This window comes from Bacillus sp. cl96 (assembly GCF_900100505.1).
In the GTDB taxonomy this organism is placed as follows: domain Bacteria; phylum Bacillota; class Bacilli; order Bacillales; family Bacillaceae_G; genus Bacillus_A; species Bacillus_A cereus.
Genome location: NZ_FNDM01000001.1, coordinates 66,427 through 91,855, shown reverse-complemented (window position 1 = coordinate 91,855; position 25,429 = coordinate 66,427). Strand labels below are relative to the sequence as shown.

Below are 25,429 nucleotides of genomic sequence, written 5' to 3'. Positions count from 1 at the left end.
AAAGGAAAGGATTAACTTGTTTCTTACTATAAAGGGAGAGTGTGAATTTCATGTGAACTCCTAGTGAAATTAAGACAAATTATTTGACTTCTTTTACTTTTTGTAAATTGAAATAGAATACAACACTGTTAGTCGTATTATACACACCGTATTCGGCATGATGGAGGTCTAAAATGTTTTTTACAATAGATAATCCGAGACCGGTACCTCCAGTGTGACGGCTACGTGATGCATCTAGACGATAGAAGCGATCCCAAATTTTTTCAAGACTTTCTTCAGGGATAGGGTTTCCTGTATTCTCGATTTCGACTTTTACGGTATCTTCTGCTTCTATAATGGAGACTTGTATTTTTTCTCCCTCTGGCGTATAACGGATTGCATTACTTAGTAAGTTCACAACTACTTGCTCAATGCGACTGCGATTTGCTTTAACAAGTATAGAAGGGTCTGCATCGATGTTCACTTGTAAATGTTTTTCTTCCATGCTAAATAATAATTTTGTGTAGACTTGTTGCGTTAATTCACCGATTGAGAACGTCGTCATATCTAGTTTGTAAGTACCAGATTCCAACTTTGCTAATTCTAACATTTCAACAATCAGCCTGTTCATATTTTCTGTTTCTTCTAAAATAACATCAGTATAATACGAAGTATCCTTACTAACACCATCTTTAATTCCTTCTGCAAAACTTCTAATTACACTTAGCGGTGTTTTTAATTCGTGTGATACGCCAGAAATGAATTCTTTTCTTGTTTTTTCTAATTGACGTTCACGTTCAATATCTTGTTGTAACTTTGTATTAGCAACATTTAATCGATCGATTCGATCTTTTAAATTTACAGATAATGTATTGATACTGCCAGAAAGCCCGCCAATTTCATCGTCAGCTGTAACAGGTAATTTCTCGCTGAAATCAAAATTAGCCATTTTTTTTGTAACACGATTTATTTTAATTAATGGCTTAACAATGATTTTTGAGTAGTAGAAGGATAACAAAATAATTACGAGAAACACGATGATTAAGGCATAGACATAATAATCTTTTAAAACGAGCATCGCTTCATTAACAGGCTGCAAAGATGCTATCGCAAAAGCGTATTCTGTAATCCTTCCATTTTCTATAATCGGTTTTACAAAGATACTATTTTTTATATTTTCTCCGCCATCTAATATGAAAGTACTTAATTGGTTCGAGTTAGAAGTTCCCTCTCTAATCATATCTGCAAAATATTGAACGGCTTGTAATGTTTCAATATCATTTGCAAGACGAACCTCCGCTTTGGATGGGAGCTGTAACTTAGTTATAACACCTGTAAAGACGATTCGAGTTGTAGATTTGTATCGGCTTGCAAGTCTGTTCTTAGAAGGGTTACCATTAATTGACTGAAAATCCGAATAGAAATGTTCGTTCTGCCATTGATTATAATTCGTTCCTAATTTTTGTGGTGTGATTATATTATTCTCTTGTACGACTCCATCAACATTGATTATTACATCTTTTTTTAAACCTAAATTTTCGAATTTATTATATTCTTCTGGTGTTAAAAGATTGTTGAGTGGAATGGAATACTGTTTATTATTATTGGGATTAAATACATCGATATAGTAATTGTTATCACTTTTAATAATACCGTTAGAATCCAAAAACTGCATATCGGCATTTGTTTTATCATGAAATTCTTGTTTTAGTTTTCTAACCTGCTCATAACTTTTATCACTTTTATCATAATTATCTACGAATTTTTCAAAAGCAGTTTGGACTGTTTTTACTTTCTTATTAATATAAAATTTCTCTAAAAATAGAGATTGTCCTAGGAAAAAAAGTAGGAATATGATTGTAAATAAAGTGGATGTTAATAAAAATAGTTTAAAGACAATACTTCTGTTTTTCACTGCGTCACCTCTTATGAGAAATACTGTAAATGATTTCTTTATCCCGTTAAATCCGATTGGTTCAACTAATAATCAGTGGGGGATGGAAAAAACCTCCACTGATTAAAGTTTCACTTCATTATAACAAACGTTACAAGAAAGTAGAGGGGAGAAATCTGTCTCTTTATAAAGTAGTTATTTATAAAAAGTCACATAAAAAGAACTCGCCAGACGTATGACAAGTTCTTTAGTGTATTATTGTTGAATTGCTGCATCTAAAGCGATTTCAATCATTTCGTTAAATGTAGTTTGACGCTCTTCAGATGTTGTTTCTTCGCCAGTGAAGATGTGATCGCTAACTGTTAATACAGATAATGCATTTACACCGTATTTCGCTGCTAATGTGTAAAGAGCAGTTGTTTCCATTTCTACTGCTAATACACCGTAATCTCCAAGTTTTTTAACTATGTCCATGCTTTCACGATAAAACACATCTGCTGTTAAAACGTTACCGACACGAACGTGTAATCCTTTTTCAGTTCCAGCATCATAAGCTTTCTTTAAAAGGTCAAAGTTTGCAGCTGGTGCAAAATCAAATCCTGGGAATGTTAAACGGTTCATATTAGAATCAGTACAAGCCGTCATTGCGATAATAACATCACGAACTTTTACATCTTTTTGAATTGCACCGCAAGTTCCAACGCGAATTAAATTTTTAACTCCGTAGCTTTGGATTAATTCGTTTACATAAATAGAAATAGAAGGAACACCCATACCTGTACCTTGAACAGATACACGTTTTCCTTTATAAGTTCCAGTGAAACCTAACATACCACGCACATTATTATAGCAAGTAACGTCCTCTAGAAATGTTTCAGCGATATATTTTGCACGTAATGGATCACCAGGTAATAGAATAGATTCAGCGATTTCGCCTTGTTTTGCTTCGATATGTACACTCATAAAAAAGTCCTCCTTATAATGTATTGATAGAAATCAATATCATTTGCATTATACACTACGAATCCTTTCAATTAAAATCTTTTTATTATTTGTAATATGTGCAAAATAGGAGGATTTCATAAATCATAATCTAGAATATATATCTTAAGAAGTTTTGTATGAATAGAGACAATAAAAATGGTAGGTGATGTTTTGAAAAATCTTGTCATTGGGCTTATTGCGTTAGTACTTATTGTGGCAGGAGGATTTTACATAAAAAAATATCAAGAAAACGAAGAGACTGTAGGAGATGTTCAGGAAGTAAAGTGGGATGTTTCAAATGGAAAGGGAAATGAGAAAGTAGATATTGTATTTCAGTTGTTAAACAACAAGAATAATGAAATTCGTGGTGTAAATGATCAAATGCGGGCAGTGATTGTAGATGGACAGTTAAAAAACATACAACAAATTAAACCCACATTTGCAGGGAACGGGTCATATAAGTTATCTTCCAAAATAGCAAAAGACGAAGAATATACAATATTTTTATACGAAGACAAAAATAAGTCCGTAGAGTCATTCGCTAGGAAGAATTTTGGTAGAACGAAAGAGGAGAACAATAAGAAAAAAGTGAAATTTCCAATCGACAGTGTACTTACAAAAAAAATAGGAGAGTATGAAGTTTCTCTTTTATTTGGCGCATTACATCCGAATGAACCAGTTACGTTAACATTTCAGTTTCAAGCGAAAAAGGGTGAAAAATTGAAATTGCATTCAGAGAGAGGAGAAGTAGAGTCACTCTATATAGTGGATGAAACGAAGGAGAATTTTTTATACGCTATGCCTGTAGATACGGATGAGCAATTACAATACCGAATTACATTTCCTGCCGAGGGCACGTATAAAATGTGGGGGAATTTCTATATAAATGGTAAGAAGTATGAAAAAGAATTTATTGTACAAGTTCAAAAAAGAAAAAACAGCTAAGAATTTAGCTGTTTTTTCTTTTTCCTATTAATTTTGTTACAGAGAGCATTGTAATTGGTAAAGAATGATTCTTCCTAAATGCTAAATATTTACCGCTCCATGCTGGTTTATATTTTTCTTTAAAATGTCGTAATCCGCTGAAACTATACGTATAACGAACGTTATTAAAGATTGCAGCAGCCACTCGTTCAGACCAGAAAGACTGTGTGGATAAACCAACATTTGAAAGTGGTGCCATACCGATATTAAAGGAGTGGTATTCATTTTCTTTTGCCCACTGGAATAAGTGGATGAAAATTGCGTCCATAATGCCGCTAGGCGCATCTGGATAATATCGCATTAAATCGACAGATAATGATCCGTTTTGATATACAGGCATGAATGTTGTGAATGCAATAATTTTTCCATCCGCATCAGATAATGTTGCGATAGGAGCGCGACTAATATATTCACGATCGAAGTATCCGAGTGAAAAACCTTTCTCTTTTTTTCCACCAAGCCATGCATCTGAAACTTTTCTTAACTCTTCATATAATTCGTCGGAGAAAGGTGGCTCATGAATAGAGAATGTATAGCCTTCTCTTTCAAAACGGTTGAAAGTAGCTCGCATGCCAGCGCGTTTCTTTCCTGTTATTGTAAAGGTATTTAAATCAACAACAGCTTCTTCACCAAGCTTAAAGAAGTTATAACCAAAATCGTGGTATAAACTCATCCATTTACTTTCAATTTGATAGAATACACAAATGTATCCAAATCGATCAGCCTCAGCTAAAAACTCTTGCAATACAGTACGATAGGAGGAAGGGTCCCCAATTGGATCACCCAGTACAATAAGTCGTTTTCCAGTTATTGAGAAGAGAATGAGTGCTTTTCCATCACTACTGAAAAAGAACTGTTTATCTCCTAAAAAACCTAAATGACTAAGTACATTTCCACCATGTTCATCTAAGAAGTTTTGTAATCGTTTATCATTAGCTGGTTGCCCGGGAAATTCATTTCGATAACGATTTGCAATGAGTGAACCAATTAGTAAAAAAGTAGGAACAAAAAAGGCAGCTGCTAATGCACTTCGTTTTACTTGTGTAATATTACGAACGACAAAATCAGGTTTGAAAGCTTCTTTTGCACCTGCAAATAAAATACCTAAGTTTTTATATAAATATAACGTTACAAGTAGGAATATAAAAACTTTTACGATATCGGAAAGTGAGACTTCCATTTTCTCACGTACAAACCTTTTACGAAGCATATACAATACAGCGAGTACGATTAATAAAATAAAAGTTTCTTCGACATCAATTCCTTTTAGTGTGTTAAAAATAGCCGCTCCAATTAAAGATACAATCGTCATATAATAAGAACGTTTTGTTCCGTAATATATCCCCCGCGAAAGAATGAGGAGGAGAATACCGAATGTTAGCGATAAGCTAAAAGAAAATTGAATAAGATGTTTTGGAGCTAGAATATGTAAGGCGTGTGCCCGATTTATACTTGTCGGTAGAATGGTTGATAAAATAACCATTAAGCCAGCAAATACTGTTAAAGCAGCAGATGCCCAAGAACCTAACTTTCCTAGAAAGTCACGCTGCAAAGTCCATATAACACCAGTTGTCTCTAATGCAGGCGCAATAAAAGGTTTATCTTCAAACTTTTTAATGGCTACTCCTGTCATTTCAAAAGCTGCAAAAATGAGACCAAGGCAGAAGGGCAAGATGTAATAGACGAGACGATATAATAACATAGCAGGGAGTAAAACACCTGTATCGATGCCGTATTGCCCAAGCCCAGTTAAGAAGACAAGATCAAATGATCCAAGGCCACCAGGAACAAGACTAACGACACCAGCTAAAGCAGCAATAACATATACGCCTAAAAACTTTTGGAATTCGATTTCAATGCCAAATAATAGTAATATGACGTACATAACAATACCAGCAGATACCCATTCGACTAATGAAACTAATGAGTATAAAACAGTTGGGTTTTTCTCCTCTTCTTCTTGTTCCTCTGTTTGCGTCGCTTTTCTATTTTTTAATTTAGAAAATCCGATATATATAGGGACGAAAAGAGCGAAGAAGATAAGAACAGGCCATAGCCATGGTTTTTCATGCAAAATAAATCTCGTGTCTAATATTCCGATAAGACCAAGAAATGAAAGAATGGCTAATCCATTAATAAAGGCAGTTGTCATCCAAGCGATACTTTTAATAAGTTTTCCATTTTCTTTTATATATGGACGATAAAGCATTGTGCGTACGCCGGCTCCAACAAGACCACCAAACCCGATAAATCCATTTAAAGTATTAGCAATCCACGAGATACGGAAAATCTTTTGGACAGGAATGTCAGCTTTTAAGTAACGAAGCATAACATAGTCATAAAAGAACATTGTTGATACAGCGAATGCACCAAGTGTAATTGCTAAAAAGACTCCTCCAGTTGGAATGTTTTTAATTGTATCAATCGCTTCTAAAAAAGAAATGCCCGCTAATTCTTTTTTTGCTTGAAAGAATACAATTGTTAATACAACAAATGGGAAGATAATTTTCCCGATTTGTAAGAAACGTTTCCATGAAAACGACATAAATACAACTCTCCTTGTATAAGAAAACTGAGACAATAATATTATTATGACAAACTTCAAGAAAAATAAAAAGGTAATTTCCTGTATAGGGGAGCTATTTTTTATATAGGTATATTTAAAAGAATATTTTGTTTATCAGAAAATTAAGTTAGAATAAGGTGAAAGAAGGTTGAGGGGGGAGTATATGATTATAAAAGGTTACGTAGGATATGAGTTAGAAAAAGAGAAACCTAATACATCAGAAGATTTTTTTAACAGATCTGAAGTGACATATATATTAAATGGTAAAGAGAAAACTTTTTCGGTTTTATACGTTCGATATTTTGAAGAAGTTTTACAAGAAATTACTCCTTTTGAAGGAAATCCAGTGTATAAAGTAGAAGAACAAAACATATATTTGCGCGATATTGTAGCGATATGTTGTTTAATGAAAGATAAGGAGCTTCGTGCGCAAAAACGTTTGTATTTAAATAATATGGAAGAATTTCAACAATATTTTGATGAGGGAACGGTGTCGAAAGTACAAGAAATATTGGCTGAATTACATAAAAATAAAAGAGTAGAAATAGCGTGAAATGGCAAAGGAGAGAGAAAAAATGTCTAATTTTATGGTTGAAAATCAAACAGAACAAGTTTCTATATTTTTAGAAGATGCTATTAATTTAATAACCAATTATGTAAATTATCATACGTTACCTTCTTTATTAGAGGAAACACCAGCAGGGAATGAGCGATATTATAAAGGGTTATTAGCATCAATGAGACGACTTCTCGTTTTTTGCGAAGAAGGACAGGATGCATGTTTTGTTTTGTTGAATAGCCAGCCATTTCGAAAAACAGCAGCTGAAAAAATTTTATATAAGATTTACCATCAAGTAATTGCAGAGTTTTTTTCACCGAAGAGTGATCATTGGTATGAAAATAGTCGGTCTGCATATACAGGGAAAAATTCTATCGTTTTTCAACAAACACCACCTGCATCTTTAGAGCAAGTGATGAAGAGTTTAGAAGGTAAATTTCAATTGATGCGTGAAGAACTAGAATATTATGAGACGGATTATCAGACAAAGATGTTACACAAATATTGATTGAGGAAAAGAAGCTAAGGTGACTTAGCTTCTTTTCCTTTTGTACAGTTATATAAGGGATTTTCATTGAATATAGTTAAGTGGATAGCATTAGGGAGGTGCAACATGAATCAGCAAGGTGTATTTACAGATTACTTTCATGAAGTAGAAAATTGGTGTGAAAGTGTTCTTCACGTATTAGATAGTCGCGCAATGGAAGTGTATGATGTCCATATGCTTGCTTATAAAATTCAGACGTTATTAGAGCGTATGAAAGAGCATGAGTATGAAACAGATGCAGAGTTTATGTATGAAATAAGCGATGATGTAGAACATATTCAGCATCACTTGCAGGAAGTATTTATGCAAGAAGAAGAGGAATATGAATTATATGAAAGAGGGGATAGTGAACGAGCTGTCCCAATTGGAGGACATACACTCCCGCCATTACCTTATCCATATAATGCGTTAGAACCGTATATTTCTAAAGAAATTATGATGTTACATCATGATAAACATCATCGGAGTTACGTGGAAGGATTAAATAAAGCAGAGAAGATGATGGAAGAAGCGAGAAAAACAAATAAATTTGATTTAATTAAGCATTGGGAAAGGGAAGCGGCTTTTCATGGGTCAGGTCATTACTTACACACGATATTTTGGAATAACATGAAAAAAGACGGTGGTGGAAGTCCAAGAGGAACTTTTTCACAACAAATTGAACAAGATTTTGGGAGCTTTTTACGTTTCCAAAAACATTTTACAGAAGCAGCCTCTAAAGTAGAAGGTTCAGGCTGGGCAATTCTCGTTTGGGTACCCCGGTCTGGAAGGTTAGAAATTTTGCAAAGTACACTTCATCAATTATTTACACAATGGGATACGATACCGCTCCTTGTACTAGATGTCTGGGAACATGCGTATTATTTACAATACCAAAATCGAAAAGATGAATATATTAAAAACTGGTGGAATGTTGTAAATTGGCCTGATGTAGAAAAAAGGTTTGAAACTGCGAAACAAATTGAATGGACACCATATTAGACGCAAATTCTCTGCGTCTTTTTTAATGGAAGTAGAAGGAAGATTTCGTTCATATTTTAAAAGGCCAAGCATACACTTGTACAAAAAGTGCCAAAAGGACGTGGGGGGAAATATGAGACGAATTTGTGTAATCATTACGCTTCTTATGATGTATGCAAGCGTTATGCCGATTCCTACATATGCAAAGATAAACAGCAATGTTAGTGCTCGAAATGCTGTATTAATGGAGCAACAGTCTGGTCGTGTATTATACGGAAAGGCAGAACATGAGCCTCAAAAAATTGCTAGTATAACAAAAATTATGACCGCCTTATTAGCTGCTGAATCAGGGAAGATGAAAGAAATGGTATCAGTTAGTAATGAAGCGGTGAGGGTGGAAGGATCGGCAATCTATTTAAAGCCTGGACAAAAAGTGAAGTTAGAAGATTTAGTATACGGACTCATGCTTAGATCTGGTAATGACGCAGCGCAAGTAATTGCTGAAAGTGTGGGTGGGAGTATAGATGGATTCGTATATTTAATGAATCAAAAAGCGAAAGAAATTGGAATGAAAGATACGCACTTCTCAAACCCTCATGGCTTAGATGGAGATGGATCACATTATTCGTCGGCTTACGATATGGCATTATTAACGAAATATGCAATGGGAAACGAGACATTTAAGAAAATCTTTGGAACCAAAACATATAAATCAGATTCTTGGGATTACCCGTGGAAAAATAAACATAAGCTGGTAACGTCTTATTATGAATTTGCAACAGGGGGAAAAACAGGCTTTACGAAGAAAGCTGGGCGAACGCTTGTTACAACGGCATCAAAAGGTGGACTAGATTTAATTGTCGTAACTTTGAGTGCCTCTAGTGATTGGGATGATCATATGAATTTGTTTGATAAAGGTTTTGACCGTTTCAAACAAACGAAAGTTTTAGGACAAGGAGCAATTGCTGAAATAAATGAAAAGAAGTATGCTAACCATGTTTATACGAAAAATAGTTTTTCGGTACCGTTAACTGAAGAAGAAAAAAAGAACGTAGTATTAAAAGTTGAACTCGATAAAAGTACAAAACTTACGGATGGAGTAAAGGTTGGAAAGACAGACATTTATGTTGGTAATGAAAAAGTTGGAGAACGGAATTTATTTTATAGTAAACGAAAGTTAGTAGCTACAACGGGACTTTACTGGAATAATGTGAAAGAAATTTTTTCTTACATGATAGGTGTTGGGAACGATGGTTAATCTCGTATGGGTAGCGATGGCTGTCATTGGGATTGTATACGCCATGATAAATGGAACGATGGAAGAAGTGAATAAAGCTGTATTTGACGGAGCAAAAGATGCGGTAACGATTTGTATAGGACTTATTAGTGTTTTAGTATTTTGGCTCGGTTTAATGAAAATTGCAGAGGAAGCCGGATTGTTAAAAAAATTAGTTACACTTTTTATGCCGATAGTAAAAAGGTTGTTTCCAGAAATACCAAAGGATCATCCGTCTATGGGATTTATTCTATCAAATATGATGGCAAACTTTTTTGGTCTAGGTAATGCAGCGACCCCTCTTGGTATTAAAGCGATGGAACAACTGAAAGAGTTAAATGGAGGAAAGGATTCGGCGAGCCGTTCTATGGTGACGTTTCTAGCATTAAATACATCAGCTATTACATTAATTCCTACGACAGTCATTTCCATTCGAATGACGTATGAATCAGCGAATCCTACTGAAATTGTTGGGGTAACATTTATTGCACAAGTACTTTCTATGATTGGGGCAATTTGGATTGACCGCTATTTTTACCGAAGAAGGAGTAGAAAGGGGCGGAAAAAATGAGCATTGTAAATACAATTTCCTTATGGGTAATCCCTTGTGTAATTGGTTTTATCCTTTTATATGGCACAATAAAGAAAGTGCCGACGTATGAATCGTTCGTTGAGGGAGGAAAAGAAGGGATTCAAATTGCAATTTCCATCTTACCGTTTATGGTTGGAATGCTTGTGTCTATTTCTATATTCCGGTCTTCAGGTGCGTTAGATGCAATGATATCGGTAATGAAGCCAATGTTAGATTTGATCCATGTTCCAGCAGAAATTGTACCCTTAGCACTTATACGCCCTATTTCAGGCTCTGCTGGTTTAAGTATTACGACCGATTTAATTGCAACATATGGGCCAGATTCGTTTATTGGGAGATTGGCTTCTACGATGCAAGGGAGCACAGATACGACTTTCTATATTTTAACTGTATATTTTGGAGCGGTTGGGATTAGAAAAATGGGGGATGCACTAAAAGTAGGACTTTTTGCAGATTTAATCGGGATTATATGCTCAATTGTGTTCGTTTCTTTATTGTTTCAGTAATACTATTCATTTTTTACGCTATTTCGCTTATAATACGTATACGACCACTATTAAGGTGTAGCTTAATAGTGGTTTTTTTATGTGGTATTTTTGACAAAATGATGAACTTTTATTGTGAGAAATATGAAAAATATGGACAATAATAAAGGGTAAAAACATGATTTGACCTTTATATGTTTATTATCATCGCTATGTTGTTTAAGTAAGATGAAGCGAATAGCCGTAAAGCGTATGCGGTTGCCAAGTCTTTCTAATGTAAGGTAAGATAAATTCGAGGTGAAAAAAAGAAATGGAACGATTACAAAAAGTGATTGCGCAAGCAGGTATTGCATCGAGAAGAAAGGCTGAGGAATTAATTCAGCAAGGAAAAGTGAAAGTTAATGGAAAAATAGTGAAAGAGTTAGGGACAAAAGTAACTCCTCAAGATAAAGTAGAAGTAAATAATATCCCTCTTGAAAAAGAAGAACCTGTTTATTTTTTACTATATAAACCAACTGGCGTAATTTCAAGTGTATCAGACGATAAAGGAAGAAGTGTTGTAACGGACTTTTTCCCGGAAATTACACAACGTTTATTCCCAATCGGACGCTTAGATTATGATACGTCTGGCGTATTATTAATGACAAACGATGGGGACTTCGCAAACGTATTAATGCATCCTAGATATAAAGTTGAAAAAACATATGTTGCAAAAATAAAAGGGCCATTAACAGGTGAGAAAATTCGCATGTTAGAACGCGGTGTTACGTTAGAAGACGGTAAAACAGCACCAGCACGTGTGAAAATTATTTCTTGGGACAAGCGTAAAGAGATGGCTATTGTACAATTAACAATTCATGAAGGACGTAATCGTCAAGTACGTCGTATGTTTGAAGCGTTAGACTGTAAAGTAGTGAAATTAAAACGTGAACGTTATGCTTTCTTAGAAGTAGGAAGCCTGCGACCTGGTGATGCGAGAGAATTGACACCACATGAGGTGAAACAATTACGCGCGCTTGCTTCTACAAAGCCAAGATAAGCTATAGAGTTAAAAATTCACCAGTGGAGTGCTCTGCTGGTGATTTATTCAATACAACATTTACAGAAGATAATACATAACATTTACCGAGGAGAGGAGAGGTAATATGAAGAAAAATCGCTTATTATTTCGCGTTATTATTCTACTCATTTTATGTGGTGCTGTAGGATTTACCCTTTATCAAGGATTCTTTGCTAATAAAGAGAAAATGCAAATCGGAAAAGAAGCACCTAACTTTATTGTGACGGATTTAGAAGGAAAGAAAATTGAACTAAAAGATTTAAAGGGAAAAGGTGTATTTTTAAACTTTTGGGGCACGTGGTGTAAACCTTGTGAAAAAGAAATGCCTTATATGAATGAATTATATCCAAAGTATAAAGAAAAAGGCGTTGAAATCATAGCGTTAGATGCAGATGAAACGGATATTGCAGTAAAGAACTTTGTGAACCAATATGGTTTGAAATTCCCAGTTGCCATTGATAAAGGACAAAAGATTATAGGAACATATGGAGTAGGTCCTTTACCGACAAGCTTTTTGATTGATAAAGATGGAAAAGTAGTGGAGCAAATTATAGGGGAACAAACGAAAGAACAGTTAGAAGGGTATTTAAAGAAAATTACTCCGTAATAAAGAAAGCCTTTACATAAGGGGTGCGTGTTTATAGTGCCTCTGGTTTAAAAATTCTGAGTATTGCGGTAACTTGAGGTTAGAATATACAATAGTACATATAGATACAGGGGCGGTGAGAGTGTTGAAAGAAATTAAATGTGAATGTGGACATGTTAATCCGATAGGAACCGTTTTTTGTGAAGCTTGCGGGAAACCATTTGAAAGCAATGAAAATGCAAAACTATTGGATATGCGCTATGAGGGGAGTGCACGGAGATCTCTCACGCAGACAAAAACGATAGTCGATAAAATTTGGAGCTTTTTCTCTTCTGTAAAAGTAGGTGTATGGCTAATCGTAATAACTTTAGCTGCATCAGCGATAGGAACTATATTTCCGCAAGAAATGTACATAACTCCAGGTATTGCACCAGCTGAATATTATAAACAAGAATATGGATTTTTAGGACAATTATACTATCAATTAGGGTTTAATAATTTATACGGTTCATGGTGGTATATGATTTTGATTGCTTCTATCGGTATTTCACTTGTGATATGTAGTTTAGACCGCGTTATTCCACTTTATAAAGCTTTAAAAAAGCAAGGCGTAAAAAGACATCCTAGTTTTTTAAAGAGACAGAGATTATATGGGACTGGTACACCGCAAGAAGGTGACCTGGAAAGAGTGCAAGAGAATTTAAAGAAAAGAAACTATAACGTGAAAGTGGAAGACGGAAACGTTTTAGCAGAAAAGGGACGCTTCTCGCGTTGGGGTCCATATGTAAATCATATCGGTCTTATTATCTTTTTATTCGGTGCGATGCTTCGTTTTTTACCGAGTATGTACGTAGACGAAGCACTTTGGTTACGTGACGGTGAAACGAAAGAAATACCAGGGACGGATGGACAATACTACTTAAAAAACGAGAAATTTATAAAAGAAGTTTATGATAAAAGTAAGGACAAGGAAGTTTTTGATGAAGCGATTGATCGTGTAGGCGATAAAATGATTGCGAAAAACTTCCAAACGAATGCCGTATTATATAAAGCAGTAGGAGAAAATATAGCAGGACAAAAACCGAAATTAGAAAAAGTAAAAGAAGCGGAAATTCGAGTGAATGAACCACTGAAATTTGATCAATTTGCAGTGTATCAAGTTTCTTATAAAGAAAGTGAATTTAAAAGTATGTCCTTTAACTTGCAAAATAAAGAAAATAATCAAAAGTGGGGACCAATTAAAGTAGATTTAACGAATCCTAAGGAAAAATATGATTTAGGAAATGGTTATTCTCTAGAACTATTAAGCTATTTTCCTGATTTTTATTTTGATGAGAATGGAAAACCAAATACAAAAACGAAATTACCAAACAATCCTGCATTTGTATTTAAAATGTTTACACCTGAAACACCAGATGGTGAAGTGAGTTTTGTTGGTATTCAGCAAAATATAGAACCAGATGGAAACAACAAATATAAAATGTCGTTTGCAGGTGTTGAAATGCAAAATGCCACAGCACTTACTGTAAGAAAAGATTTAACGCTTTGGATTCTCGGCATTGGAGGATTTATATTTATGGTTGGTGTCATTCAAGGTATGTATTGGAATCATCGCCGTATTTGGATACAACGTGTTAATGATGAATGGTGGATTGCAGGGCATACAAATAAAAATTGGTTCGGTTTAAAGAAAGATATTGAAAGAGTACTAGAAGGTACAGCAATTCCACAGCCAAATGATAAAGTAATTGATAAAAAAATTAGTTAAGGTGGGGAAACGATATGGTGCAAATAAGTAGTAACTTTCTCTTTACCGCATTTATTTTATATTTAATTGCCACTCTATTTTTCGGGGGAGCAATTAAAGAAAAGGGTCATAAATGGGCAAATGTAGGAATAACGATTACAATTTTAGGATTTATTGCACAAACAGTATATTTTGTTACAAGGTGGATTGCATCAGGACATGCGCCAGTTAGTAACTTTTTTGAATTTGGTACATTTTTCGGCATGATGCTTGTAGGAGCATTTATTGTCATGTATTTTATGTACCGTGTAAGCATAATCGGACTATTTGCATTACCAGTTGCGCTTTTATTAATTGCCTATGCAAGTATGTTTCCGAGGGAAATATCTCCGCTTATTCCATCTTTAAAAAGTAATTGGTTACATATTCACGTGACGACGGCAGCAGCAGGACAAGCCATTTTAGCGATTAGTTTTATTACAGGTGTTATGTATTTATTGAAAAATGTAGATCAATCGACGAGAAGTAAACGTACATTTTGGCTAGAGACGGTAGTATTTACACTTGTTTGTACAGTTGGATTTATTGGAGTAACAACGGTATTTTCTAGTATGAAATATGAAGCGAAGTTTCAATGGATTGATAAAAATGAACAACAAGTGGAAATGAAATACAATCTTCCGGCTTTAGTTGGACCGCACGAAGGGAAGTTACTGACAGAAAATAAATTAGAACCGGCAGTTGAAGTTCCAGCGATTGTAAATGCGAAAAAATTAAATACTGTTATTTGGTCAGTGTTAGTTGGAACATTACTGTATATTGTATTAAGACTTGTTTTACGGAAGCGAGTATCGGCGGCACTTCAGCCGTTAGTAAAGAATACGAATAGTGATTTACTAGATGAAATCGGATATCGATCTATTGCAATTGGATTCCCAGTGTTCACATTAGGTGCATTAATTTTTGCGATGATTTGGGCACAAATAGCGTGGACACGTTTTTGGGGCTGGGATCCAAAAGAGGTTTGGGCACTTATCACTTGGCTCTTTTATGCGGCAGTATTACATTTACGCCTATCAAAAGGATGGCATGGAGAGAAGTCAGCTTGGCTTGCAGTAATTGGTTTTGCAATCATTATGTTTAACTTTATTGTAGTAAACTTAATTATTGCCGGTTTACATTCATATGCATAGAGAAATAAAATAGGGGAGTGCATGTCACTTTCCTATTTTATTTTTGTCAACTTTTCTTCTTTTTTGAGAAAAACATGACAAAGTAGCGGTTGATTTTGTAAAATGATGTCGAGGACATTATATGCTGTTCAAAAAAAATACATAGTTTTGGAAAAAAATTGAACAAAATTTATTATTCTTGTGAAGCATAATATGGGAAGTGAAACATTTAGAAGATTGCTTAAATAAACGAGAATAGCGCAACATAATAGTTAAAGAAGGGTAGGTGTGAACCGCTGAGGTGAGAGTGCGCAGCGGGTAGAGATGGAAAATGAATCAAGAATTTTAATTGTAGATGATGAGGATCGTATTCGTCGTTTATTGAAAATGTACTTAGAAAGAGAACAATATACGATTGAAGAAGCGGATAATGGTGATACAGCTTTAGAAATGGCGTTGCAAAATGATTACGATTTAATCTTATTAGATCTTATGATGCCTGGTAAAGATGGCATTGAAGTATGTAAAGGGGTTCGTGAGAAGAAAGCGACACCAATTATTATGCTGACAGCAAAAGGTGAAGAAGTAAATAGAGTACAAGGATTTGAAGTTGGAACAGATGATTATATTGTAAAGCCATTTAGTCCACGTGAGGTCGTACTACGTGTGAAAGCGGTATTACGTCGTGCTGTACCAACAACATTCTTTACACAAGATACAACGACAAAAGATGTTACTGTATTCCCGCACTTAACAATTGATAACGATGCACACCGTGTTACTGCAGATGGTAATGAAGTAAACTTAACGCCGAAAGAATATGAGTTACTATTATTTTTAGCGAAAGCTCCTGATAAAGTATTCGATCGTGAGCAACTGTTAAAAGAAGTATGGCAATATGAATTCTTCGGAGATTTACGTACAGTTGATACACATGTAAAGCGTTTACGTGAGAAGTTAAGCAAAAAATCACCAGATGCAGCGAAAATGATCGTTACTGTTTGGGGTGTAGGTTACAAATTTGAGGTTGTGAACGACTGATGCTTTGGAGAAGTGTAGTAGGGAAGTTATGGATGACCATATTACTTCTCGTTTCGTTTGTTCTTGGATTTGTTGCGATTTTACTTTCACAGTTTTTTAGAACGTATTATGTTGATATGAGTGAAGCTAGGCTTCAAAAAGTTGCAACAAGTGTTTCAGAGTTAATTGAAGAAGGTGCCGATGTAAAAACGATTGAGAATATCGCTTACAAATTCTCTGACCCACTTTCAAGGATTATTATTGTAGAAGATGGTAAAGAAATCTCTTCTTCACCGAAACAAGAAGGGTTAGTCACTCTTACAATGGATGACTTAAAAGAAGATAAAGAATTAGCGGCTGTGTTTACAGACAAAAAAGAAATTAAGAATAATATTAGAAAAGCGTCTAATAGTAGGAAGAATAAAAACACCGAAAATGATATTATGATCGTCGGAAAACCAGTGCAATCAAAAAATCAAAGTGCAGTGTTCGTATATGAATCTTTACAAGTACCGATACAAGGTATGGAAAGAACAACTGATTTTATTTTCTTATCGGCTGGAATTGCGATTATATTAACAACTTTCTTTGCGTTCTTCTTATCTACTCGGATTACAGCACCGCTTCGTAAAATGCGTGAGGTTGCTTTTGAAGTGTCACGTGGGAAGTTTGATGCAAAGGCTCCTATGGTATCTCAGGATGAGATTGGTGAGCTTGCAACGGCCTTAAATCAAATGGGAAAACAGTTGAAGTTTAATATGAACGCCTTGCAACAAGAAAAAGAGCAGTTAGCAAGTATTTTGAGTAGTATGGCAGATGGGGTTATTACGTTAAATCAAGAAGGTGAAGTCGTTGTAATCAATCCGCCGGCCGAACATTTCTTACAAGTTTGGCAAGAAGAAAAAGAGATAGAGCTCAGTAAAAAACTACCTTCTGAACTTGTGGAATTATTCCATCTCGTTGTAGAAAGCGAACAACAACAAGTTGTTGAAATTAATTTACAAAAAGGAAACTATGTAGTTCTTATGACGCCGCTTTACAATCAAACGAAAATTCGTGGAGCTGTAGCAGTGCTGCGAGATATGACGGAAGAGCGTCGTCTTGAAAAGATGCGTCAAGATTTTATTGCGAATGTATCACATGAACTTCGTACACCAATGGTCATGCTGCAAGGGTATAGTGAAGCGATTTTAGATGATATTGTGCAAACGAAAGAGGAAATAGATGAGTTTGTTCAAATTATTTATGATGAATCTGTTCGTTTAGGTAAACTTGTAAATGAATTGTTAGATTTAGCTCGTATGGAAAGCGGTCATGTAGAGTTACATATTGGTGAAGTGGATATACATCCGTTTGTTGAAAAAATTGGTCGTAAATTCCAAGGGATTGCAAAGGATAAAGAGGTCGCGTTAACGGTTGATTTCAAAGGTCCAATTGAACAATACCCGTTTGATGCAGATCGTATGGAACAAGTATTGACGAATTTAATTGATAACGCAATACGTCATACGAATGCAGGCGGACATGTAACGCTTGTAATTGATACGAAAAATAACGGTCTTATTTTTGAAGTACAAGATTCGGGTGCAGGCATTCCAGAAGAAGATATTCCATTTTTATTTGATCGTTTCTATAAAGCTGATAAAGCAAGAACACGTGGGAAAAAGGGTGGAACAGGACTCGGGCTTGCGATTGCGAAAAATATTGTTCAAGGCCATGATGGTAAAATTTCTGTATCAAGTGTTGTTGGAGAAGGAACTACATTCTCTGTATATTTACCGAATCGTATAATTTAGATATGCGTTTTTAAAGTTGATAATGAATAAAGTTCTGCTGTTTTTTATTTTTTTGTAAACTCAATTAAATAAAGAATGGTAGAACTTTTTTCTATGTTGCTCGAATAAAGAATAACAAGAGAGGTGCTGTGAAGAAATGAAATTATATACAAAAACAGGAGATAAAGGAACGACAAGTGTAATAGGTGGCAGGGTTGATAAAGATGATATCCGTGTGGAAGCGTATGGAACAATAGACGAGGCAAATTCTCATATTGGATATGCAATGACTAAGCTTCAAGGCGGGGCTTTTATAGATATTTACAATGAGCTCGAAAATATTCAACATGAACTATTTGATTGCGGAGGAGACTTGGCAATAGTGGAACAAAAAATTCCTTATAAAGTGACAATTGTGATGGTTGAAAGTTTAGAAAGAAAGATTGATTTATATATAGAAGAAGCCCCGCCACTAGAACGCTTTATTTTGCCAGGTGGTAGCGAGGCAGCGGCTACTATTCATATTGCACGTACTGTTGTAAGGAGAGCAGAACGCTCTATAGTATCATTGCAAAAAGAAGTGAAAATAAATGAAGTTGTATTAAAGTATGTAAATAGATTATCTGATTATTTGTTTGCGATAGCTCGAGTAATAAATGCCCGATTACAAGTGAAAGATGTGGAGTATAACCGTAGTGCAGTAGTTTTTCGTGATAAGAAAGAGAAGGAAGTGGAGTAATTCACTTTCTTTTTTTGTATACTTTTTTCTGTAATATACCAAAATAGAGAAGGTATGGTGGTAATTAGAAAACGGAGGATGTATATGAAAGTTTTAAAATGCGGTGTCATGTTATTGAGTATACTGTTTGTATCTCAATTACATGTTTATGCAGAAGAAAATCGATGGACATGGCCTGTTGAAGGTCAGATAAGTGATTATTTTGGGACAAGGCATGGAAAACACTATGGTATTGATGTAGCTGCGCCGATTGGAACGCCTGTGGCAGCTATCCAAGATGGTAAGGTAACGAGGTCTTATTATTCAAGTAGTTATGGAAATGTTGTATTTATTAAACACGGAGAATATGAGGCTGTATATGCACATTTAAATAAGAGATATGTGGATCAAGGAGATTATATTTCCAAAGGAGAAAAAATTGGAGAAGTAGGGAACACGGGAGAATCGCGAGGTGCGCACTTACATCTAGAACTTCATCAAGGAAGATGGACGATGGCGAAAAAGAATGCGATGAACCCATTGCTTGTTTTAAGTGAACAAAGAAATGAAGTTGTTTCTTCGTCATTATATGTCGTACAAAAAGGGGATACTTTAGTTAGTATTGCACGGAAATTTAGTATGACACTTAAGGAAATTAAAGAAAAAAATGGATTGCAGCAAGAGCTAATTTATCCTAATCAACAATTATATGTTAAGTAAAGGAAACGCTTCAAAAATTAAACTTTGAACAAATTTATGTTCTTCTTAAATAAGATTCAATGTAAATGAAATTATATGGGCGCTTTTGCTAGAACTATTGAGTGAATCAGAGCATCTATATCTAAAAGAAAACCGTCCCAAAATTTATTTTGGGACGGCTTCTTTTACCAAAAAATAAAGACACATATAAATCCAGAAATAGCTAAATAGCTATATAAGTAAAAAACTTTTGTTCTTGTTTTCTCTTTTGTTCGAAACAGTACGATAGTCGGTTCAATTAAACCGATTGTCAAACAAAGTAGGCCAAGAAGCATACAACCAATCGAGATAGAATACAGGGCGATTTGTGGTGCTTGAAATGGAATCATCCATTTTAATAAAAATGCAATAAGTGCAGTGTAACAAATACTACCAATGTATTTATTCAGTGGTGTATTAGAACGAAAACCAGGAAGTTTTTTTAAGAAAGAGCGGGAAACAACTTCTGTTTGTAAAGATGTATGCTCTTCAATAATTTTTTGAGCTTCTTTTCCTTTTTGAAAAAGAGATAAGATCCAATTTCGCTCACCCTGAAAAATAAATTGAGAAGTTGTCAAATAGTGATCAATCTTCACTTTATTCCAACTCTTCCACGGATGACGCTCACACAATTTTAATTTACTTTCTGTTTTTTTATCATACTGATAAATACTGATGCCATCTTCATCGAAAGTAGCATAGTATGTCTCGTTTGAGAATGTGCCTAAATCAATTGGGCAGTAGAAAAGTAATTCTTTTTTTAAGTAAAAGTATTCTTTTCTTAAGTTTTTTTTCATTGCTTCTCGAATAGAATGTCTCTTGTCTTTTTTCATGACATTTCCTCCATAACTCAGAAAATGTTCTTATCTTAACAATTCAATATCTTATCACTTTTAATTATATATGACTAGGTAATTCAAAAGAGAAATGCCGAATAATAAAAAATATGGATTGTATTGTAAAATATCTCGCAATTTATTTGTTGTTACGAAAAATAAATAACTAATTTTAAATAAGTTACAATTTTTTAGTTCACAATGTTATGAGGTTGTTGTATAATGAAGGGGAAAATAGAATATCGGTCTATCTTCGGGGCAGGGTGAAAATCCCGACCGGCGGTGATGAACTATTTATGATTTTGTTCTAAGCCCGCGAGCCGTTAAGGCAGGATTTGGTGTGATTCCAAAGCCGACAGTATAGTCTGGATGGGAGAAGATGGAGGTTCAAGCGTTCAAAAAAGATATGGATTTGAACGTCTGTTTGATGTGCCTTAAATTCTCCCTTTGTGTAAAACACAAAGGGTTTTTTCGTTCTATGAAAAAATAGGCATAGCAGAACCTTTCCACTTTCCATGAGATGATCGATGGAAAAGGAGAGAGAAAGATGAAACAAAAAAACAGTGTAGTGCAGATGGTGAGTGTAGCGATGCTAAGTAGTATTGCATATTTACTAATGATGTTGGATTTCCCGTTCCCAGGGCTTCCGCCATTTTTGAAAATTGATTTTAGTGATGTACCAGCTCTAATTGCGGCAATTATCTTTGGACCAGTAGCAGGAGTGATTGTAGAGGCGATAAAGAACATTTTACATTACGGGATTCAAGGAAGTTTAACGGGAGTACCAGTTGGAGAAATTGCAAACTTTATTGCAGGATGTTTATTTATTGGGCCAGCAGCTTTCTTATTTAGAAAGTATCGTACTGTGAAGAGTTTAACTACAGGATTAATGCTAGGGACAATTACAATGGCACTTATTATGAGTGTATTAAACTACATCATCATATTCCCGGCGTACACTTGGTTTTTAAATTCACCAGCTATGTCTAGCGAAGCTATAAAAACAACGGTTGTAACGGCAATCTTACCATTTAATTTAATTAAAGGGATTGTTGTAACAATTGTATTTGTAGCATTATTCTCACGCCTGAAAGTATGGGTGTTTGCAAAAATGAAAAATGCATAATATATACTAAAACCATTAGTAGTGTGAAACTACTAATGGTTTTTTATTAAGGAAAATAAAATTTAGATACAAAAAACGCCCCTCATCAATAGGAGGGGCGTTTTTTGAAGTTAATAAAAGACTATTCGAATTTTAAAGCGTCTCCGTCGAATGATTCGTCAGCAACTTTAATTGAGTCAGTTGGACAGCCTTCGAATGCATCCATCATATCTTCAATTAATACATCTGGAATTTCAACGATACCTTGGTTATCATCTAATGTTACAAATGCAATACCTTCATCATCATAGTCATAAATGTCTGGTGCAGCAGCGCCACAAGCACCACATGCAATACAAGTATCTTTATCAACGATTGTATATTTTGCCATCTTTTTTCCCTCCTGATAATATGTATGTGAAAAGCTCGCCATAAAAATTATAACCTTATTGTAAAACGGTTTGTAAAACTTTTCAACATAAAATTATAATGATAATGCTTATCAATTAGAGTGTCAACTTATTTTTGAATTATGTCATAAGATTTTCAAAATACGTAAATATGATTTCGTTTGATACAATAGAATATATACAAGTATATAGTTCTTATATGATAAGTTTAATGAGCGACAGTAGATAGTGTAATTGTACTGAAAAGAATGAAGTTAAGATTGGAAGGTGGAAGCGGTCATGCAAATACAATATACTTTGTTGCATTGTTTAAAACAATTGAATGGTGAAAGAACCGTTTCTTCTATTTATTATTTACTAAAGGGCAAACGTTCTTCGCAAACTTTACAAGATGGAAATATGTTCCGAATTTCTTTTTTGTTCGGAATATATAAATCATTAAATAGAAATGACTATGATGGTGAAGTTGCAAAGTTGTTGCAAGCGGATTTTATTCAAGAAATACATGAAAATACATATGTGTTAACACCTACGGGTAAAATGCAGTTACATAAATGGGAGGAAGTTTATGCTTTTCCGGCGCATTTGCATGGTTTACATTATGGTGAATTAGGTGAAACATTTTGGAAAAGATTATCATTAATTATTCAAACCATATCAAATTTACAACAGAATAATACGAGATTTATTCCAATTCAGCAAGATACAGAAATAATGATGTGGGTGAAACGTTTTCTAACAGGAAGGCCATATAAGAGAAGTGAGTTGGCGAGAAAACTATGGACGGAAGTACATAATCTTTTAGAAAAGAGTAACGCGATAGAAGCGACGATTGTAACATATCGATTAACGGGTTATGAACGCATTGGTTGTACATTGCAACAATTAGCAGAAATTACGAAACAAGATATATTCAGGGTGTATTTTTTATTTTGGGGTACAATACATTTCTTTATACAAGAAGTTCGTGATAAAGAAAATGAATTTCCACTATTAGCTGAAATTATATCTTATCCAAATGAGAGAGCTGAATTATTTAGTTTATCCACGAAAAAAACATATAATTTTTGGAGACAAGGACGTTCTTTAGAAGAAATAGCGACGATTCGGAATTTAAAGGTTGCAACGATAGAAGATCATTTTGTTGAAATTGCTTTGCGAGAAAAAGATTTTTCTATTGAAATGTTTATGGAAAAAGAAAAGATAGACAAAGTAATAAAAGTAATTGAAGCATTGCAAACGCGGAAGTTACGTGTTTTGAAACAAGCGGTTGGAGAAGATATCTCTTATTTTGAAGTTCGTCTTGTATTAGCGCGGATGGAGGGTGTAAATGAAACTTGAAGAATATTTATATAAGTGGTTTGGATATTCTGAATTTCGTCCAGGTCAAAAAGGAGTAATTACAGATTTATTAGAAGGAAAAGATGTGATAGCAATGCTTCCGACTGGAAGAGGGAAATCTATGTGCTATCAGTTTCCGGGGCTTATGCGAGAAGGAACAGTGCTTGTTGTATCACCGTTATTATCTTTAATGGAAGATCAAGTGACACAATTAAAGTATGTTGTGAAAAACCGAGTGATAGCATTTAATAGTTTTCGGACATTAAATGAAAAAAGAGAAGCGATGAAAAAATTATCTTCATATAAATTTATTTTTGTTTCACCAGAGATGTTGCAGTCGGAGTTATTAATTAGGGAATTGAAGAAAATTCATATTTCATTATTTGTTGTTGATGAGGCTCATTGTATTTCTCAATGGGGTTATGATTTTAGACCGGACTATAAAAAACTAAATGTAGTTATTGAAAATATTGGTTCTCCTACAGTATTAGCATTGACAGCCACAGCGACAAAAGGGGTACTGCAGGATATCGCAGATAGTTTAAATTTAAAGGGTGCCGCGGAACATGTATACTCTATTGATCGTCCTAATATTGCAATGGATGTGCAATTTGTAGAGACGATAGAAGAAAAGAAAGAGGCGCTTTTAGAGCAGGTGATGTATTTACAAGGGCCGGGGATTGTATATTGCTCAAGTAGAGCGTGGACAGAAAGGTTAACGGAATACTTGAGAGGGAAAGGTGTTACTGGTGTAGCTTTTTATCATGGTGGTATGGAACATGAAGAGCGTATGTTAATTCAACAGCAGTTTATGAACGATCAATTGCAACTTGTAATATGCACAAGTGCATTTGGTATGGGGGTAAATAAGGCGAATACGCGATATATTATTCATTTTCATTATCCAACTAATATAGCCTCTTACTTACAAGAAATCGGAAGAGCTGGAAGAGATGGCGAACCGAGTATAGCTATTTTATTATGTAGTCCGTTGGATCATGATTTACCAATTTCAATCATTGAGGATGAATTGCCAAGTAAGTCACAAATAAAATTTTTATTTTCTTTACTACAAGAAAGAATATTTCAAACGAAGGAATTACCAATAGAAGATGTAGAAGAAATTTGTTATAATGCAGCAAGATTTAATGAGCAATATTGGCGTTTCGTTCGTTATCATCTCGAACAGGTTGGAATTATACAACAACGAAGATTATTATTAGAAGGTTTGTCAGATGAAATCATGAACCGATTAATAGCTGAAGTAGAAATAAGGTTGCGTAATAAATATAGTGAGCTAGAAAATATGAAGTCATGGATACAAGTTAAAGGGTGTAGACGTGAATATGTGCTGCAACAGTTCGGTTATAGGAAAGAGCAAGAGTTAATTAATTGCTGCGATTATTGCGGTATTACCAAAGAAGATTATAAAAAAAGACGAGCGCAACAATCGGATTTCGACTATAATTGGGAAACAGAGTTACAAAAGCTTTTCGGCCTAGAAAAGATGGAGGAATGATGAACATTCAAAGGCATAATGTTGAAGATATGAGTCCGCAGGAAATAAGGCTGAATCTATATATAACACAGTTAATTATTATCGGTATTGGCTGTTTACTGGCATATATATTATTTCAAGATGTAAAAGAAGTCTTTAATTTATGGAAATGGGAACCAGTATCTATACTTATTATAGGTGGTTTGTTAGCGATTGGTATTGTGTTATTAGATTATGTTGCAATGCGAGTGTTTCCGGAGTCATGGTTTGATGATGGTGGTATTAACGATAAGATGTTTCGAGGAATGTCCGTTCTACACTTACTCGTTATTACGTTCTTGATTGGTTTTGCAGAAGAATTTTTATTTAGAGGTGTAGTACAGACTCATTTTGGAATTGTAATTGCGAGCTTCGTATTTGCAGTGTTACATATTCGTTATATAACAAAGCCATTTTTATTTTGTTTCGTCTGTTTTATTAGTTTTGTCTTTGGTTATGTATTTGAATGGACAGGAAATTTGTTTATAACAATCTTTGCACACTTTCTTGTTGATTTTATAATGGGACTCCAATTAAGAAAATAAATGGAAGGTGGTG

Annotated in this window: 24 protein-coding genes and 1 riboswitch; of the genes, 19 read left to right on the top strand and 5 right to left on the bottom strand. The window is 34.6% G+C overall.

From position 1 onward, the window contains the following. Positions 1 to 79: 79 nt before the first annotated feature. A complete protein-coding gene (locus tag BLT20_RS00530; protein WP_000797516.1) occupies positions 80 to 1,894 on the bottom strand; it encodes a sensor histidine kinase in 1,815 nt (604 codons plus the stop codon). A gap of 234 nt (positions 1,895 to 2,128) precedes the next feature. Next, on the bottom strand, positions 2,129 to 2,836 hold the full coding sequence (gene deoD / locus BLT20_RS00525) for a purine-nucleoside phosphorylase (protein ID WP_000110703.1): 708 nt from the start codon (positions 2,834 to 2,836) through the stop codon (positions 2,129 to 2,131). Between the two features lie 177 nt (positions 2,837 to 3,013). Here deoD and BLT20_RS00520 point away from each other — a divergent pair, with 177 nt between their 5' ends. Beyond that, positions 3,014 to 3,802, top strand: a complete 789-nt coding sequence (locus BLT20_RS00520) for a hypothetical protein (protein WP_000232610.1) — start codon at positions 3,014 to 3,016, stop codon at positions 3,800 to 3,802. 4 nt (positions 3,803 to 3,806) lie between these two features. Here the strand turns inward: BLT20_RS00520 and mprF are convergent, their stop codons facing one another. After that, complete coding sequence (gene mprF, locus BLT20_RS00515; protein ID WP_000010848.1) at positions 3,807 to 6,386, bottom strand: bifunctional lysylphosphatidylglycerol flippase/synthetase MprF; 2,580 nt, start codon at positions 6,384 to 6,386, stop codon at positions 3,807 to 3,809. 184 nt (positions 6,387 to 6,570) lie between these two features. Here mprF and BLT20_RS00510 point away from each other — a divergent pair, with 184 nt between their 5' ends. The 14 genes from BLT20_RS00510 (at position 6,571) to BLT20_RS00445 (ending at position 19,624) form a co-directional block, all read left to right on the top strand. Beyond that, positions 6,571 to 6,960, top strand: a complete 390-nt coding sequence (locus tag BLT20_RS00510) for a hypothetical protein (RefSeq protein WP_000584367.1) — start codon at positions 6,571 to 6,573, stop codon at positions 6,958 to 6,960. Positions 6,961 to 6,982: 22 nt separating this feature from the next. Further along, positions 6,983 to 7,474 carry a YpuI family protein gene (locus tag BLT20_RS00505; protein WP_000064519.1) on the top strand — a complete coding sequence of 164 codons (492 nt, stop codon included), beginning with the start codon at positions 6,983 to 6,985 and terminating at the stop codon, positions 7,472 to 7,474. Between the two features lie 105 nt (positions 7,475 to 7,579). Beyond that, complete coding sequence (locus tag BLT20_RS00500; protein ID WP_001075741.1) at positions 7,580 to 8,494, top strand: superoxide dismutase; 915 nt, start codon at positions 7,580 to 7,582, stop codon at positions 8,492 to 8,494. A 112-nt stretch (positions 8,495 to 8,606) separates the two neighbouring features. Then, positions 8,607 to 9,731, top strand: a complete 1,125-nt coding sequence (locus BLT20_RS00495) for a D-alanyl-D-alanine carboxypeptidase family protein (protein WP_001252635.1) — start codon at positions 8,607 to 8,609, stop codon at positions 9,729 to 9,731. Beyond that, positions 9,724 to 10,320, top strand: coding sequence for a spore maturation protein SpmA (gene spmA, locus BLT20_RS00490; protein WP_000247811.1), 597 nt, complete (start codon positions 9,724 to 9,726; stop codon positions 10,318 to 10,320). The genes BLT20_RS00495 and spmA overlap by 8 nt, the downstream gene beginning before the upstream one ends. Continuing rightward, positions 10,317 to 10,847 (top strand): spore maturation protein SpmB, encoded by a 531-nt coding sequence (gene spmB, locus BLT20_RS00485; RefSeq protein WP_000029514.1) that lies wholly within the window; start codon positions 10,317 to 10,319, stop codon positions 10,845 to 10,847. The genes spmA and spmB overlap by 4 nt, the downstream gene beginning before the upstream one ends. Positions 10,848 to 11,136: 289 nt before the next feature. Beyond that, a complete protein-coding gene (rluB, locus tag BLT20_RS00480; protein ID WP_000440556.1) occupies positions 11,137 to 11,865 on the top strand; it encodes a 23S rRNA pseudouridine(2605) synthase RluB in 729 nt (242 codons plus the stop codon). Between the two features lie 106 nt (positions 11,866 to 11,971). Next, positions 11,972 to 12,493: a thiol-disulfide oxidoreductase ResA gene (gene resA / locus BLT20_RS00475; protein WP_000742192.1), complete on the top strand. Its 522-nt coding sequence runs from the start codon at positions 11,972 to 11,974 to the stop codon at positions 12,491 to 12,493. Positions 12,494 to 12,614: 121 nt separating this feature from the next. Further along, positions 12,615 to 14,240: a cytochrome c biogenesis protein ResB gene (gene resB / locus BLT20_RS00470; RefSeq protein ID WP_000910524.1), complete on the top strand. Its 1,626-nt coding sequence runs from the start codon at positions 12,615 to 12,617 to the stop codon at positions 14,238 to 14,240. 14 nt (positions 14,241 to 14,254) lie between these two features. Beyond that, positions 14,255 to 15,412: a cytochrome c biogenesis protein ResC gene (gene resC / locus BLT20_RS00465; RefSeq protein WP_000250083.1), complete on the top strand. Its 1,158-nt coding sequence runs from the start codon at positions 14,255 to 14,257 to the stop codon at positions 15,410 to 15,412. Positions 15,413 to 15,715: 303 nt separating this feature from the next. After that, positions 15,716 to 16,432 carry a DNA-binding response regulator ResD gene (gene resD, locus BLT20_RS00460; protein ID WP_000426861.1) on the top strand — a complete coding sequence of 239 codons (717 nt, stop codon included), beginning with the start codon at positions 15,716 to 15,718 and terminating at the stop codon, positions 16,430 to 16,432. Next, positions 16,432 to 18,207 carry a sensor histidine kinase ResE gene (gene resE, locus BLT20_RS00455; protein ID WP_000964677.1) on the top strand — a complete coding sequence of 592 codons (1,776 nt, stop codon included), beginning with the start codon at positions 16,432 to 16,434 and terminating at the stop codon, positions 18,205 to 18,207. The genes resD and resE overlap by 1 nt, the downstream gene beginning before the upstream one ends. A gap of 136 nt (positions 18,208 to 18,343) precedes the next feature. After that, positions 18,344 to 18,925: a cob(I)yrinic acid a,c-diamide adenosyltransferase gene (locus tag BLT20_RS00450; protein WP_000781269.1), complete on the top strand. Its 582-nt coding sequence runs from the start codon at positions 18,344 to 18,346 to the stop codon at positions 18,923 to 18,925. Positions 18,926 to 19,009: 84 nt separating this feature from the next. Continuing rightward, a complete protein-coding gene (locus BLT20_RS00445; RefSeq protein WP_000866117.1) occupies positions 19,010 to 19,624 on the top strand; it encodes a peptidoglycan DD-metalloendopeptidase family protein in 615 nt (204 codons plus the stop codon). Between the two features lie 164 nt (positions 19,625 to 19,788). On the opposite strand, the gene BLT20_RS00440 is transcribed toward BLT20_RS00445, so the two are convergent. Then, positions 19,789 to 20,475, bottom strand: a complete 687-nt coding sequence (locus tag BLT20_RS00440) for a hypothetical protein (RefSeq protein WP_000710837.1) — start codon at positions 20,473 to 20,475, stop codon at positions 19,789 to 19,791. 248 nt (positions 20,476 to 20,723) lie between these two features. After that, a riboswitch (FMN riboswitch) is annotated at positions 20,724 to 20,863 on the top strand. A gap of 162 nt (positions 20,864 to 21,025) precedes the next feature. On the opposite strand from BLT20_RS00440, the gene BLT20_RS00435 reads away from it, so the two are divergent. Then, positions 21,026 to 21,604: an ECF transporter S component gene (locus BLT20_RS00435; protein ID WP_000810855.1), complete on the top strand. Its 579-nt coding sequence runs from the start codon at positions 21,026 to 21,028 to the stop codon at positions 21,602 to 21,604. 121 nt (positions 21,605 to 21,725) lie between these two features. Here BLT20_RS00435 and BLT20_RS00430 read toward each other — a convergent pair whose 3' ends face one another. Then, the gene (locus tag BLT20_RS00430) at positions 21,726 to 21,974 is read right to left on the bottom strand and encodes a ferredoxin (protein ID WP_001151993.1); all 249 of its coding nucleotides are present in this window, start codon (positions 21,972 to 21,974) and stop codon (positions 21,726 to 21,728) included. 298 nt (positions 21,975 to 22,272) lie between these two features. On the opposite strand from BLT20_RS00430, the gene BLT20_RS00425 reads away from it, so the two are divergent. Genes BLT20_RS00425 through BLT20_RS00415 form a run of 3 tightly spaced genes read left to right on the top strand, consistent with a single transcriptional unit; the run spans position 22,273 to position 25,416 of the window. Continuing rightward, the gene (locus tag BLT20_RS00425) at positions 22,273 to 23,334 is read left to right on the top strand and encodes a YpbB family protein (protein ID WP_001167004.1); all 1,062 of its coding nucleotides are present in this window, start codon (positions 22,273 to 22,275) and stop codon (positions 23,332 to 23,334) included. Next, positions 23,324 to 24,853, top strand: coding sequence for an ATP-dependent DNA helicase RecQ (gene recQ / locus BLT20_RS00420; RefSeq protein WP_000762973.1), 1,530 nt, complete (start codon positions 23,324 to 23,326; stop codon positions 24,851 to 24,853). The genes BLT20_RS00425 and recQ overlap by 11 nt, the downstream gene beginning before the upstream one ends. After that, a complete protein-coding gene (locus BLT20_RS00415) occupies positions 24,853 to 25,416 on the top strand; it encodes a CPBP family intramembrane glutamic endopeptidase (RefSeq protein WP_001025780.1) in 564 nt (187 codons plus the stop codon). The genes recQ and BLT20_RS00415 overlap by 1 nt, the downstream gene beginning before the upstream one ends. Positions 25,417 to 25,429: the final 13 nt, after the last annotated feature.

Coding starts and splice junctions, on each gene's coding strand:
- BLT20_RS00510 (WP_000584367.1), top strand. CDS start 6,571: ATGATTATAAAAGGTTACGTAGGATATGAGTTAGAAAAAGAGAAACCT.
- resD (WP_000426861.1), top strand. CDS start 15,716: ATGGAAAATGAATCAAGAATTTTAATTGTAGATGATGAGGATCGTATT.
- recQ (WP_000762973.1), top strand. CDS start 23,324: ATGAAACTTGAAGAATATTTATATAAGTGGTTTGGATATTCTGAATTT.
- BLT20_RS00425 (WP_001167004.1), top strand. CDS start 22,273: ATGCAAATACAATATACTTTGTTGCATTGTTTAAAACAATTGAATGGT.
- BLT20_RS00435 (WP_000810855.1), top strand. CDS start 21,026: ATGAAACAAAAAAACAGTGTAGTGCAGATGGTGAGTGTAGCGATGCTA.
- BLT20_RS00445 (WP_000866117.1), top strand. CDS start 19,010: ATGAAAGTTTTAAAATGCGGTGTCATGTTATTGAGTATACTGTTTGTA.
- BLT20_RS00450 (WP_000781269.1), top strand. CDS start 18,344: ATGAAATTATATACAAAAACAGGAGATAAAGGAACGACAAGTGTAATA.
- rluB (WP_000440556.1), top strand. CDS start 11,137: ATGGAACGATTACAAAAAGTGATTGCGCAAGCAGGTATTGCATCGAGA.
- spmB (WP_000029514.1), top strand. CDS start 10,317: ATGAGCATTGTAAATACAATTTCCTTATGGGTAATCCCTTGTGTAATT.
- deoD (WP_000110703.1), bottom strand. CDS start 2,836: ATGAGTGTACATATCGAAGCAAAACAAGGCGAAATCGCTGAATCTATT.
- BLT20_RS00430 (WP_001151993.1), bottom strand. CDS start 21,974: ATGGCAAAATATACAATCGTTGATAAAGATACTTGTATTGCATGTGGT.
- spmA (WP_000247811.1), top strand. CDS start 9,724: ATGGTTAATCTCGTATGGGTAGCGATGGCTGTCATTGGGATTGTATAC.
- BLT20_RS00520 (WP_000232610.1), top strand. CDS start 3,014: ATGGTAGGTGATGTTTTGAAAAATCTTGTCATTGGGCTTATTGCGTTA.
- BLT20_RS00440 (WP_000710837.1), bottom strand. CDS start 20,475: ATGAAAAAAGACAAGAGACATTCTATTCGAGAAGCAATGAAAAAAAAC.
- resA (WP_000742192.1), top strand. CDS start 11,972: ATGAAGAAAAATCGCTTATTATTTCGCGTTATTATTCTACTCATTTTA.
- BLT20_RS00505 (WP_000064519.1), top strand. CDS start 6,983: ATGTCTAATTTTATGGTTGAAAATCAAACAGAACAAGTTTCTATATTT.
- mprF (WP_000010848.1), bottom strand. CDS start 6,386: ATGTCGTTTTCATGGAAACGTTTCTTACAAATCGGGAAAATTATCTTC.
- resC (WP_000250083.1), top strand. CDS start 14,255: ATGGTGCAAATAAGTAGTAACTTTCTCTTTACCGCATTTATTTTATAT.
- resE (WP_000964677.1), top strand. CDS start 16,432: ATGCTTTGGAGAAGTGTAGTAGGGAAGTTATGGATGACCATATTACTT.
- BLT20_RS00500 (WP_001075741.1), top strand. CDS start 7,580: ATGAATCAGCAAGGTGTATTTACAGATTACTTTCATGAAGTAGAAAAT.
- BLT20_RS00415 (WP_001025780.1), top strand. CDS start 24,853: ATGAACATTCAAAGGCATAATGTTGAAGATATGAGTCCGCAGGAAATA.
- BLT20_RS00495 (WP_001252635.1), top strand. CDS start 8,607: ATGAGACGAATTTGTGTAATCATTACGCTTCTTATGATGTATGCAAGC.